The organism is Nocardioides immobilis (genome assembly GCF_003515065.1).
Classification (GTDB): Bacteria; Actinomycetota; Actinomycetes; order Propionibacteriales; family Nocardioidaceae; genus Nocardioides; species Nocardioides immobilis.
Genome location: NZ_QXGH01000016.1, coordinates 92,025 through 103,823, shown reverse-complemented (window position 1 = coordinate 103,823; position 11,799 = coordinate 92,025). Strand labels below are relative to the sequence as shown.

15 protein-coding genes are annotated in these 11,799 nt (G+C 71.6%); 12 read left to right on the top strand and 3 right to left on the bottom strand.

Going from position 1 to position 11,799, the window contains the following annotated elements:
- Window position 1: 1 nt before the first annotated feature.
- Window positions 2-619, top strand: coding sequence for a GTP cyclohydrolase I FolE (gene folE / locus D0Z08_RS12975; protein ID WP_425454057.1), 618 nt, complete (start codon window positions 2-4; stop codon window positions 617-619).
- Between the two features lie 161 nt (window positions 620-780).
- Here the strand turns inward: folE and D0Z08_RS12970 are convergent, their stop codons facing one another.
- Entirely contained in the window at window positions 781-1,389 is a 609-nt protein-coding gene (locus tag D0Z08_RS12970) for a hypothetical protein (protein WP_147381423.1), read from the bottom strand.
- Between the two features lie 182 nt (window positions 1,390-1,571).
- Here D0Z08_RS12970 and folP point away from each other — a divergent pair, with 182 nt between their 5' ends.
- The 5 genes from folP to D0Z08_RS12945 are packed head-to-tail and all read left to right on the top strand — an operon-like array spanning window position 1,572 to window position 4,493.
- Complete coding sequence (gene folP, locus D0Z08_RS12965) at window positions 1,572-2,411, top strand: dihydropteroate synthase (protein ID WP_245993921.1); 840 nt, start codon at window positions 1,572-1,574, stop codon at window positions 2,409-2,411.
- Window positions 2,408-2,806 carry a dihydroneopterin aldolase gene (gene folB, locus D0Z08_RS12960; RefSeq protein ID WP_118925668.1) on the top strand — a complete coding sequence of 133 codons (399 nt, stop codon included), beginning with the start codon at window positions 2,408-2,410 and terminating at the stop codon, window positions 2,804-2,806. Before folP ends, folB begins: the two co-directional genes overlap by 4 nt.
- On the top strand, window positions 2,799-3,371 hold the full coding sequence (gene folK, locus D0Z08_RS12955; protein ID WP_118925667.1) for a 2-amino-4-hydroxy-6-hydroxymethyldihydropteridine diphosphokinase: 573 nt from the start codon (window positions 2,799-2,801) through the stop codon (window positions 3,369-3,371). Before folB ends, folK begins: the two co-directional genes overlap by 8 nt.
- A complete protein-coding gene (locus D0Z08_RS12950; protein ID WP_118925666.1) occupies window positions 3,368-3,883 on the top strand; it encodes a DUF3180 domain-containing protein in 516 nt (171 codons plus the stop codon). The genes folK and D0Z08_RS12950 overlap by 4 nt, the downstream gene beginning before the upstream one ends.
- Before the next feature lie 10 nt (window positions 3,884-3,893).
- On the top strand, window positions 3,894-4,493 hold the full coding sequence (locus D0Z08_RS12945) for a hypothetical protein (RefSeq protein ID WP_147381422.1): 600 nt from the start codon (window positions 3,894-3,896) through the stop codon (window positions 4,491-4,493).
- Between the two features lie 87 nt (window positions 4,494-4,580).
- On the opposite strand, the gene D0Z08_RS12940 is transcribed toward D0Z08_RS12945, so the two are convergent.
- Window positions 4,581-5,576, bottom strand: a complete 996-nt coding sequence (locus D0Z08_RS12940) for an ABC transporter ATP-binding protein (protein WP_281271729.1) — start codon at window positions 5,574-5,576, stop codon at window positions 4,581-4,583.
- A gap of 3 nt (window positions 5,577-5,579) precedes the next feature.
- Here D0Z08_RS12940 and D0Z08_RS12935 point away from each other — a divergent pair, with 3 nt between their 5' ends.
- From D0Z08_RS12935 to D0Z08_RS12925, 3 genes are all read left to right on the top strand, one after another.
- The gene (locus tag D0Z08_RS12935) at window positions 5,580-6,278 is read left to right on the top strand and encodes an ABC transporter permease (protein WP_118925663.1); all 699 of its coding nucleotides are present in this window, start codon (window positions 5,580-5,582) and stop codon (window positions 6,276-6,278) included.
- Entirely contained in the window at window positions 6,275-7,006 is a 732-nt protein-coding gene (locus tag D0Z08_RS12930; RefSeq protein WP_118925772.1) for an ABC transporter permease, read from the top strand. The genes D0Z08_RS12935 and D0Z08_RS12930 overlap by 4 nt, the downstream gene beginning before the upstream one ends.
- A 253-nt stretch (window positions 7,007-7,259) precedes the next feature.
- Window positions 7,260-8,204, top strand: coding sequence for an ABC transporter substrate-binding protein (locus D0Z08_RS12925; RefSeq protein WP_118925662.1), 945 nt, complete (start codon window positions 7,260-7,262; stop codon window positions 8,202-8,204).
- 9 nt (window positions 8,205-8,213) lie between these two features.
- On the opposite strand, the gene D0Z08_RS12920 is transcribed toward D0Z08_RS12925, so the two are convergent.
- Window positions 8,214-9,326 carry a glycosyltransferase family 2 protein gene (locus D0Z08_RS12920; RefSeq protein ID WP_118925661.1) on the bottom strand — a complete coding sequence of 371 codons (1,113 nt, stop codon included), beginning with the start codon at window positions 9,324-9,326 and terminating at the stop codon, window positions 8,214-8,216.
- Window positions 9,327-9,520: 194 nt separating this feature from the next.
- Here D0Z08_RS12920 and D0Z08_RS12915 point away from each other — a divergent pair, with 194 nt between their 5' ends.
- Genes D0Z08_RS12915 through panD form a run of 3 tightly spaced genes read left to right on the top strand, consistent with a single transcriptional unit; the run spans window position 9,521 to window position 11,796 of the window.
- Window positions 9,521-10,438 (top strand): Rossmann-like and DUF2520 domain-containing protein, encoded by a 918-nt coding sequence (locus tag D0Z08_RS12915; RefSeq protein WP_118925660.1) that lies wholly within the window; start codon window positions 9,521-9,523, stop codon window positions 10,436-10,438.
- Between the two features lie 3 nt (window positions 10,439-10,441).
- Window positions 10,442-11,374: a pantoate--beta-alanine ligase gene (gene panC / locus D0Z08_RS12910; protein ID WP_245993920.1), complete on the top strand. Its 933-nt coding sequence runs from the start codon at window positions 10,442-10,444 to the stop codon at window positions 11,372-11,374.
- The gene (gene panD, locus D0Z08_RS12905; RefSeq protein ID WP_118925659.1) at window positions 11,374-11,796 is read left to right on the top strand and encodes an aspartate 1-decarboxylase; all 423 of its coding nucleotides are present in this window, start codon (window positions 11,374-11,376) and stop codon (window positions 11,794-11,796) included. The genes panC and panD overlap by 1 nt, the downstream gene beginning before the upstream one ends.
- Window positions 11,797-11,799: the final 3 nt, after the last annotated feature.

Genomic DNA, 11,799 nt, shown 5'->3' with positions numbered 1-11,799 from the left:
GGTGGCCGATCCCATCCACACGCCGGACCGCGACCCTGCGCAGGTCCCTCCCTACGACCACGTGCGCGCCGAGGCCGCGGTCCGTGAGCTGCTCATCGCCGTCGGCGAGGACCCGGAGCGTGAGGGCCTTCTCGAGACCCCGGCCCGGGTCGCCAGGGCGTACGCCGAGCTCACCGCCGGCCTGCGGCTGCGGCCCGAGGACGTGCTCACCACGACCTTCGACCTCGGTCACGACGAGATGGTCCTGGTCCGCGACATCGAGCTGTGGTCGATGTGCGAGCACCACCTGGTGCCGTTCACCGGTGTCGCACACGTGGGCTACATCCCGGCCGAGACCGGCAAGATCACCGGCCTGTCCAAGCTCGCGCGACTGGTCGACGTCTACGCCAAGCGCCCGCAGGTGCAGGAGCGGCTGACCACCCAGATCGCCGACGCCCTGATGCGGATCCTCGAGGCCCGCGGCGTGATCGTCGTCGTCGAGGCCGAGCACCTCTGCATGACCATGCGCGGCGTGCGCAAGGCCGGCGCCCGCACCATCACGTCCGCGATCCGCGGCTCCATGCACAACGCCGCGACCCGCAACGAGGCGATGAGCCTGATCATGCACGGGACCCGCTGAGCCTCAGGTCTCTGGTCCGAAGCGATGCTCCCGGAACTCCTCCACGGAGGGCGGAGCCGGCCACGAGTGCCCACAGAGACAGCGTGCTGGGTCAGCGGGGTCGGGCAGGTGCGCTCCCGCGCCCTTGTCGTAGCGCGGCGGCACCCACCCGCCCTCGCTCATCAGTCGTCGTGCTTCAGGGTGATGTTGCCGGTCGGGTGAAGGTTGACGTGCATCTGGTAGGTCCAGTGCAGCGGGAATCCCCGGAAGGCTGCCGAGACTCGCCACTTGTCGTAGACCGAGATCCACCAGCCGGCCGTGGTGTCGCCCGTGCGCCGCTCGTCCCAGCAGTCCTCGACCCGGACGTCGTAGCCGATCGCGGAGCTGTAGCCGCAGCGCCAGTCGTTCCTGTAGATCTCAGGGAAGCGGGGACCGGTGATCCAGCAGTACGTCCCCTTGATCTCTTCCTTCCAGTTCACGTAGTAGGTGCCGCGAGCGACCGCCGACCAGTCCTTGCACCAGAACTCGTTGTCGCCCCGCGTCAGCTGACGCGCGGGGTTCGGGTGCGCGTAGCGGTACGTCGTCCTGAGCGTGAGGACTCGCTTGCAAGGACCGGGCCTGTGGTGCGCTCTCCGCTTCTTCCGGCAGATGGGGTCCCGGAGGTTGTCGTACTTCTTCACCAGGTGCATCGGACGACCACCCTGCGTCGTGGACGTCTCGTCGGGGACGCGGGCAGTCGCGTCGTGGGTGATCGTCAGCGGCAGGAGCAGCGACGTGAGGAAGAGGATCAATGAGCAGCGCATAAGGCCCCCGAGAGTTGGGCGACACCGGCGTCGACCGCCGGTGTTCACATTGGGACAGTTCAGAGTGGGACAATCAGAACACCCGGATCACGGCGTGTCAATGCCGGGCCGGCGGCCTGGGGAGAACGCCCTCGGCCGGGGCGTCGGGGGAGCGGGATAGCCTGCCGCGCATGACGGAGCGGTCGGGGAGGTCGGGGACACCGCTGGTGATGGGGGTCGTCAACGTCACCCCTGACTCCTTCTCCGACGGCGGCCACTTCCTCGACACCGAGCGCGCGATCGCGCACGGACGGCAGCTGCTGGCCGACGGGGCGGACATCCTCGACGTCGGCGGCGAGTCGACCCGGCCCGGCGCGACCCGGCCGCTGGTGGGCGAGGAGCTCGACCGCGTCGTACCCGTCATCGAGGCGCTGGCTGCCGACGGCGCCCTCGTCTCGGTCGACACGATGCGGGCCGAGGTCGCGGCCGCCGCGCTCGCGGCCGGAGCGCGGATCGTCAACGACGTGTCCGGCGGGCTGGCCGACCCGGAGATCCTCGGCGTCGTGGCCGGGAGCAGCGCGACGTACGTCGCCATGCACTGGCGCGCACACAGCGACCGGATGCAGCAGTTCACGTCGTACGACGGACCCGTGGCCGCTGTCGTGGCCGAGGAGCTGAGCGCCCGGGTGGCCGCCATCCGGGCTGCCGGCATCGCCGACGAGCGGGTCGTGCTCGACCCCGGCATCGGGTTCGCCAAGACCCGGGACCAGAACTGGGAGCTGCTCGGCGGTATCGGACGGGTCCAGGAGCTCGGGTTCCCGGTGCTCGTCGGCGCCAGCCGCAAGCGCTTCCTCGGCGAGCTGCTCGCCGGCGCCGACGGCAACCCCCGGCCGGTCGACGAGCGGGAGCTCGCCCATGCCGCGATCGTCGCCCTCCTGGCGTCGGCCGGCATCTGGGCGTTCCGCGTGCACGACGTCCGGGCGACCTGCGACGTCCTGGCCACGGTGGCCCGAATCGAGAGGGAACGATGAGTGACGAGCTGAGCGTCCTGGGCATCGAGTGCTGGGCGCATCACGGCGTGTTCGAGCACGAGCGGCGGGACGGGCAGAGGTTCGTGATCGACCTCACCCTCGGTGTCGACGTGTCGTCCGCGGCGGCGTCGGACGACTTGCGCGACACGATCGACTACGGAAGTCTCGTCGGCGAGGTGACGGCGGCAGTCCAGGGGGAACCGGTCGACCTGATCGAGACTCTCGCTACGCGGATCGCCGGTGTGTGCCTCTTGGACGCTCGTGTTGAATGGGCTCGGGTGACCGTGCACAAGCCGGACGCGCCGATCGAGGCGACGTTCGGCGACGTGCGGCTGACGATCACCCGACACCGAACCCCGACATCCCCCGGAAAGGGAGAGGCCGACGATGAGTGAGAGCCCGAACCCGAACATCATCGATGCCGACACCCTGACCGGCGAGATGCGGCCGATCCGTCGGGTCGTGGTCGCGCTCGGATCGAACCTCGGCGAGCGGCTGGCCAACCTCCAGGGCGGGATCGACGCGCTCGCCGACACCCCCGACGTGTGGATCACCGGGATCTCCCCGGTCTACGAGACCGAGCCGCTCGACTGCCCGCCGGACTCCCCGACGTTCCTCAACGCCGTCGTCCTCATGGACACGACGCTGTCCGCGCACCGGCTGCTCGACCGGGCGCTGGCGATCGAGGACGCCTATGACCGCGACCGCAGCCACGGCGTCAACGCGCCGCGCACCCTCGACGTCGACCTGATCGTGGTCGGCGACCGGCGCAGCGACACCGATGCGCTCCGGTTGCCCCACCCGCAGGCGCACGAGCGGGCGTTCGTGCTGAAGCCGTGGCTGGACCTCGAGCCCGACGCCGAGATCCCCGACATGGGTCCGATCTCGGTCCTGCTCGACAAGGTGGGCACCGACGGCCTCGCCCGCCGCGACGAGCTGGTGCTCGAGTACGACGAGTGAGGGACCAGCCGGAGCCGGATCCCACCGGCAACGGTCCCGAGGATCCCGAGTCCCCGCTCGGCACGCTGCGGCCCACGCCTCCGGGTGTGATCGTCGGGTGGGCGGTCGCCGGCCTCGTCCTGGGCTGGGCACTCCACCCGGTGAGCAACCGGCTCGGCCGGGTTCCCCCGCTGGTGACCTGGGGTCAGCCGCTGGCGCTGCTCCTCCTCGCCGTGATCCTGGGCTACGTCGCCTGGGCGACCTGGCGAACGGTGCACGTACGACGCGAGCGGCTGCTCCCGCAGCAGGCCGTCAACCGGCTCGTGCTGGCCCGCGCGTGCGCCCTGGTGGCCGCGCTCGTCGCGGGTGGCTACCTCGGCTACGGGCTGAGCTGGATCGACGATCCGGCGGAGATGGCCGACGACCGGCTCTGGCGATCGGTCGCGGCGGCGGTGGCCGGACTGCTCGGTGTCGCTGCGGCGGTCCTCCTCGAGCGTGCGTGTCGCATCAGAAACTCTGGTCACAACCCGTAACCTCAGCCACATGACTCAGCCTGCGGCCAACTCCCGCCGTCGTCAGCGGTCGACCCGACTCGTGGTCGCCGTGCTCCTGCTGCTGGGGGCCGCCGCTGCGGTCGCCGGCACCGCGGTCAGCGGCTCGTGGCTGGCCACGACCGTCGCCGGCGGGTTCGCCGTACTCCTCGGCGCCGCCGCCACCAAGATCACCCACAGCGAGCTGATGACGTCGCGCGTCGATGCCGCGCGGGACCGGGCCGAGCAGGCCCAGGCCTTCCGCGTCCTCGACGAGCGTCGCTCGGCCGAAGGCGTCGAGTTCGCCGCCGACATGCAGGGCCAGGTCGCGAAGCGCGACGCGATCGTCTCCCGGCTCGAGCGGCGCCTCGCCGACACGGCCGAGGAGCTCGCCGACGCCCGCCGCAGCCTGACCGAGGTCGAGGAGCAGCTCGCCTACGCCGAGCGCGAGAACAGCAACCTCGGCGAGCGCCTCGGCGACGCCGAGGAGCGCGCCACCCAGGCCGTCGTCCGGGTCGCCGAGCTCGAGGTCGAGGTCGACATGCTGACCGCGCAGTGGGAGGCCGCCGAGGCCGCCCTCGTCGCCCACACCAGCATCCGCAAGGGCGCCTGAACCTGGCGCACCACGCGCGATAGTCCCTGACGTTTCTGTCTTTCCGATCACGGATTCACGACAGAAACGTCAGGGACTATGCCGATTTCAGGGCCGCAGCGACCGCCGCAGTGCCCGGTGGACGCCGGCGGGGGTCAGGACGCCGACGAACCGCGGGCCGTCGGTGACGCCGACCATCGCGCGGTCGTTACGCAGCATCAGCGCGAGGGCCTCCTCGAGGGTCGCCCCGACGGCGACGGTCGAGGCCAGCTCGGCCGCCTTGATGCCGTCGACCGGCTCGAGGTGCTCGTGGTCGATCCGGGTGACCGACAACCGGCGCAGGCCGCGCTCGGCCCCGACGAAGGTCGCGACCTCCTCGTTCACGGGTCGGGCCAGCAGCTCCGCGGGCGTCGCGTACTGCAGCAGCCTTCCGCCCTCCGCGAACACCGCCACCCGGTCGCCGAGCAGGACCGCCTCGTCGATGTCGTGGGTCACGAGTACGACGGTCTTCCCCAGCTCCTGCTGCAACCGCCGGAACTCCTCCTGCAGCCGGCGCCGCACCACCGGGTCGACCGCTCCGAACGGCTCGTCCATCAGCAGCACCGGCGGATCCGCGGCGAGCGCCCGCGCCACACCGACCCGCTGCCGCTGGCCACCGGAGAGCTGATGGGGGTAGCGCTCGCCGTACTGCTCGGGGTCGAGCCCGACGAGTGACAGCAGCTCGTGCGCGCGGGCCCGGGCGGTCGCCTTCGACTCGCCGTAGAGCAGCGGCACCGTCATGACGTTGGTCGTGATCCGCTGGTGCGGGAAGAGCCCGATCTGCTGGATCACGTACCCGATCCCGCGCCGCAGCTTGACCGGGTCGGCGTGGGTGACGTCGCGGCCCTCGATCTCGATCACGCCGGTCGTCGGCTCGACCAGCCGGTTGATCATCTTCAGCGTCGTCGACTTGCCGCAGCCGGACGGGCCGACCAGGCAGACCAGCTCTCCGCGCCCCACCTCGAGGTCCAGCTCCTGTACGACGACCCGGCCGGCGTACTCCTTGCTGACACCGGTGAGCCGGATCATCGGCTCGTCGGGTCCCCGGGGCGCGATAGCGTCCATGCCGTGACCCTACTGGCAGCAGCGCGGGAGCCGAGCTGCTACAGCGCGTTGGTCAACGAGTGGTGGTGCGCGCAGTACGTCGAGGACCGCCGCGGCGACATCGTCGCCGCCACCACCGAGCACCTGCAGATCACCGTCGCCGCGGTCGTCCTCGGGCTGGTGCTGGCCTTCCCGCTGGCCCTGCTTGCTCGCCGCTACCCGAGGCTCGAGGCAACTGTCCTCGGCGTCTCGACGGGGCTCTACACGATCCCGTCGCTGGCCCTGCTGCCCCTGCTGGTGCCGTTCACGGGGCTGTCCGCGAACACGGTGATCATCGGCCTGGGCGTCTACGCGCTGACCGTCCTGGTGCGCGGGTTCCTCGACGGCCTCCGGTCGGTGCCCGACGACGTCGTCGAGTCGGCGGTGGGCCTCGGCTACGGACCGACCCGGCTGTTGTTCAAGGTGCAGCTCCCGCTTGCGCTGCCGGTGCTGGTCGCGGCGATGCGGGTGGCGACGGTGTCGACGGTCGCGCTGACGACGGTCGGCACGCTGGTGTCGTACGGCGGGCTCGGCGACCTGATCTCGCACGGTGTCCAACGCAACTTCCGCGCCGAGCTGGTCACCGCTGCCGTGCTGTGCGTGCTGCTCGCGGTTCTGCTCGACATCCTCCTGGTCGTCATGCAGCGGCTGCTCACGCCGTGGACGAGGCAGGCGGCGCGATGAGCCTCTTCGAGCTGACCTGGCAGTACCTCACGACGGCGGCGAGCTGGACGGGGTCGGGCGGGCTCCTCGACCGGCTGGCCGAGCAGCTGCTGCTGACGGTGACCGCCCTGCTGATGGGCCTGCTGGTCGGGCTCCCGGTCGCACTCTGGCTCGGCCACATCGGGCGGGGCGGGTTCCTGGCGATCAACATCTCCAACATCGGGCGCGCGGTGCCGACCTTCGCCCTCCTCGCCGTGCTCGTCACCGCCGACTGGCCCGGCCCGGCGCAGCTCGGACCCTACGGACGCGCCGGGCTGGCGACGCTCATCGCCCTCGCGCTCTTCGCCCTGCCGCCGCTCGTCACCACCACCTACACGGCGATCCGCGAGGTGCCCGACGACGTCCTCGAGGCAGCCGACGGGATGGGCATGTCCGGCGTCCAGCGGTTCTGGCGCGTGGAGCTGCCGTTGGCGCTGCCGCTGATGATGTCCGGAGTGCGGCTGGCCCTGGTCCAGGTCTGGGCGACGGCGACCATCGCGGCATTGGTCGCCGGCCCGGGCGTCGGGGCGATCATCGTCTCGGGGTTCGCCCGCAACCACTACAGCGAGGGGATCGGGGCGGCCCTGGTCGTGGCCGCGGTCGCACTGGTCCTCGAGGTCGCGGCGGCGGGCGCCCAGAAGCTGGTCGAGCCGACCCGCGAACGCCGGGTCCCGGCAAAGGTGAGGGCCGTTGTCGGCGACTCGCTCTGAAGATGAGCAAGTCCAAGGGGCCGCACGCTGCGCCACGTTCCGGACGCACGCTGGCGGCGTTGTCGTCAGTCGCCGGGACTCCGTCCCGGCTCCCTCCTCCGCCTTGCCATCGCACGCCCGGAACGCTGCTCGCTTGCACGGCCCCTTGGACTTGCTCATCTAAGGTGTCGGGAGGCGCCCAGCAGCGCCAGGCGGGCTCCCCGCCGACCGGACACGCGCGGCGGCCGCCGCGGGACACAGAAGGTAGACACCCATGACCCTCCGCCGGACCCTCATCGCGGCTGCCCTCTCGGGTGGCCTCCTCATCACCGCCGGCTGTGCCGGCGACGACCTCGCCGAGGACGACGACAGCAAGGACGCGGGCTCGGGCGGGGGCGGCAAGGTCGTCCTCGCGAGCCAGAGCTTCGACGAAGCCGCCCTCGTCACGGCGATGTACGCCGCGCTGCTCGACGAGGCCGGCTACGAGGTCGAGACCAAGCTGGTCGACAGCCGTCCCAACTACCTGGGCGAGTTCCCCGGGTCGGTCGACATCGTCCCGGAGTACGTCGCCGGCCTCGGCGACCAGCTCAACACCGACGCGAACGGGGAGAACGCCGAGCCGATCAGCAGCAGCGACCTCGACGCCACTCTCGAGGCGATGCAGCCGCTGCTCGAGGACAAGGGCCTCACCCTCCTCGAGCCGTCCGAGGCCGCGTCCCAGAACGCCTACTTCGTGACGCAGGAGTACTCCGAGGACAACGGCGTCACGCGGCTGTCCGACCTCGAGGGGGAGTCGATCAAGCTCGCGGCGCACCCCGACTGTGCCGGCCGCGACGACTGCGAGGCCGGGCTCACCGAGGTCTACGGGATCGACATCGAGCTGCTGCCCCTCGGCTACGCCTCGCCGCAGACCTACCAGTCCGTCCTCGACGGTGAGTCCCAGCTCGGCCAGACCGGCACCCTCGACGGCACCCTCGACGACCAGGGCCTGGTGCTGCTCGAGGACGACCGCGGCATCCAGCCCGCACAGAACCTGGTCCCGGCCGTGTCGGTCGCCTTCCTCGAGGAGCACCCGGACGTCGAGGAGCCCCTCAACGAGCTGATGGCGGCGCTCGACAACGCGACCCTCGGCGAGCTGATCGTCCGGGTCACGGTCGACCGGGAGACCCCGGAGGACGTCGCCGAGGACTTCCTCGAGCAGGAGGGCCTGCTCGACTGAGTCGCGCCGTCAGGCCTCGTGGTCCCGGAGCAGCATCGCCTCCGGGACCACGGTGGCCGGGTCCAGACCCGGTACGTCGACGCGGACCGATCCGTCGCTCAGCGTGACCCGGGGCAGCGGCCCACCCAGGCCGCGCGCGTAGGAGCTGACCAGCGCGGCGTCCGCCCTGCGGTCCTCCTCGACCAGCCACCCGATCAGCCGTTGCGCGGGCGGCAGCGTGCTGCCGGTCAGTGACCGCGCCGGCCCCCAGATCTCGCGGACGCCGGCGACGAGCAGGTCCCACCAGTCGTCGGAGCAGTCCGGGATGTGCACGAAGTACTGGCCCATGTCGCCCGGCAGCACCCGCTCGCGGAAGACCTCGGTCACCCCGGGTGCGCCGTACTCCTCGACGGAGGCCAGCGCCATCTGCTTCGTTGTCCACCGGTCGGTGAGGTCGGCGACGGTCGCCCGCTGCTGGGTGATCGAGCTGCCGTCGTCGCGCACCCGCCACTGGTAGACGACCTCGGGCACGATGGCGATCCGCCCCGCACGGAGGTACGCGTCGGTCGTCGCGGGCTGGTCCTCGTAGCGGATCCGCTCCGGCCACGCGAGGCCCGCGCGGTCCCAGAAGTCGCGGCGGAAGAGCTTGTTCCACGCGAAGACGTCGCCGAGCAGCTCCGGGAAGTCGTCGATCGCGATGGTGCGCGCCTCGGCGTGGAACCGGTCCATCCAGCCCATCCGCGCGCGCCGCTCGCCCTCGAGCCGCACGACGTTGCCGGTCACCAGCGGCGCATCGTGCTCGCGCGCGCCGGCGAGCAGGCGCTCGAGCGCGCGCGGCGGCATCAGGTCGTCGGCGTCGCAGAAGCCGAGGTACTCCCCGCGGGCGTGCCGGATCCCCTCGTTGCGCGCCGCGCCGAGTCCGCCGTTCTCGATGTGCACGACCCGCACCCGGGGGTCGCGATCGGCGTACGAGTCGGCGATCGCGCCGGAGTCGTCGGTCGCGCCGTCATCGACGACCACGACCTCGAGCTCGGGCAGGGTCTGCTCCAGCAGGCTGTCGAGACAGGCCGGGAGGTACGCCGCAACGTCGTACGCCGGAACCACCACGCTGACCAACGGGGTCGACCTGCGGCGCCGGAACACACCATGACCGTACTCAAGTCACCTCCGTCACACCCGCGCCGCCGCCGTGTAGTCCATGTCACGCACCCGTGACCTGTCCGCCCGCCATCGGTTGCACCTACGCTTGCGTTACATCGAATGAGCAAACGTCCGGTACCCACACCGGCCCGCACACGGCGGGTGGTCGGAGGGATTGGAACGAAAGGTTCGAACAGATGACGACGATGATGCCTGCGCCCGACGCGCTGAGCATTGGCGTAGTGGGTGCCGGCAAGGTCGGCGCCGTCCTGGCCGCCCGCCTCCGCGAGGCCGGACACACGATCACCGCCGTCGCCGGCGAGTCCGACGCCTCGCGCGATCGCGCCGCCGCCCTGCTGCCGGGCGTCCCGGTCGAGAAGCCCAGCGCCGTCGCGCGGGGCTGTGACCTGCTGCTGCTCACCGTCCCCGACGACATGCTGCCCAACGTGGTCCGCGTGCTCGCCGACTCCGGTGCCCTGCACGAGGGCCAGTACGTCGTCCACACCTCCGGTCGCCACGGTCTGGCGGTGCTCGCGCCGGCCGTCGCCGTCGGCGCCAAGGTGATCGCGCTGCACCCGGCGATGACCTTCACCGGCACCGAGGTCGACCTCGAGCGCCTCGACGGCTGCGTCTTCGGGCTCACCGCCGGTGCCGCCGAGCGCGCGCTCGCCGAGCAGCTCGTCGCCGAGCTGGGTGGCCGTGCGACCTGGGTGCCCGAGGAGATGCGCACGCTCTACCACGCGGGCCTCGCGCACGGCGCCAACCACCTCGTCACCCTCGTGACCGAGGCGATGGAGCTGCTGGCCGCGGCCGGGTCCGACGATCCGGCGAGCACCCTCCGCCCGCTGCTCGAGGCGGCGCTGGACAACGCCCTCGCCCACGGCGACGCCGCGCTGACCGGCCCGATCGTGCGCGGCGACGTGAAGACGGTCGCCGCCCACCTCGAGGACATCGAGGCCAACCGGCCCGACACGCTGCCGTCGTACGTCGCGATGGCCCGGGCCACCCTCGACCGCGCGGTCACCGACGGCCGGGTGCTGCCGATCCGGGCGCACCGGATCGCCGCGCTCCTCGACGGGGCGATCGTCCGCAGCACCCACGGCGCGGAGCGCTGATCCGTGACCACCGCCGTGAAGGCGCCTGTCATCGCGCGCACGCGCGCCGACCTGGTCACGCTGCTCGCTGACAAGCGGGCGGCCGGTCCTGTCGTGCTCGTGCCCACCATGGGAGCGCTGCACGAGGGTCACGCGAGCCTGGTCCGCCTCGCGCGCGAGCGCGCCGGTGGGGACGGCACCGTCGTCGTCTCGGTCTTCGTCAACCCGCTCCAGTTCGGGCCCAACGAGGACCTCGACCGCTACCCGCGGACGTTCGACGCCGATCTCGAGCTGTGCGGCCGCGAGGGTGCAGACGTGGTGTTCGCGCCGACGGTCGAGGAGATGTATCCCGGCGAGCCGCAGGTGACGGTCGATCCCGGCCCGACTGCGGACGTCCTGGAGGGGCGCACCCGCCCCGGTCACTTCCGCGGCGTTCTCACCGTCGTCGCCAAGCTCTTCGGCCTGGTCGGACCGGACGTCGCGATCTTCGGCGAGAAGGACTACCAGCAGCTGGTGCTGATCCGGCAGCTGGTCGCTGACCTCTGCATCAGTGGCAGCCGCGGCGCCCTCGAGATCGTCGGCGCCCCGACCGACCGCGAGACCGACGGCCTCGCCCGGTCCAGCCGCAACCGCTACCTCGATCCCGAGCAGCGCCGGCAGGCCGCGGCCCTCAGCCGGGTGCTGCACGCGGCCCGCAGGGACGCGACGTACGGCGTTGAGGCCGCTCTCGACGCTGCCCGGGCCGAGCTCCGGACGGCTGACGGCGTCGACCTCGACTACTTCGAGATCCGGTCCCCGGACCTCACCGAGCTGCCGGCCGACCCGGCACAGATCGGACCCGGCACGCCGGCTCGCGCGCTCATCGCAGCCCGGGTCGGGATCACCCGCCTGATCGACAACCTGGCCCTCACCATCGGAGGGCCGACCACCCAGGACCCACCCGAGGGGAGCAATTGATGTTGCGCACCATGATGAAGTCGAAGATCCACCGCGCCACGGTGACCCAGGCCGACCTGCACTACGTCGGATCGGTCACCGTCGACGAGGACCTGCTCGAGGCGGCCGACCTGCTGCCCGGCGAGCTGGTGCACATCGTCGACATCACCAACGGCGCCCGGCTGGAGACGTACACGATCGCGGGCGAGCGCGGGTCCGGCGTGATCGGCATCAACGGCGCCGCCGCGCGTCTCGTGCACCCCGGCGACCTGGTGATCCTGATCGCCTACGGGCAGATGACGACCGAGGAGGCGAAGGCCTACGAGCCGCACGTCGTCTTCGTCGACGCCGACAACACGATCATGGGCACCAGCGCCGACCCGGCCGACACCTTCGACGACCCCACCCTCCGGCGCGGTGACCTCACCGCCGCCGGTGTCTGAGGC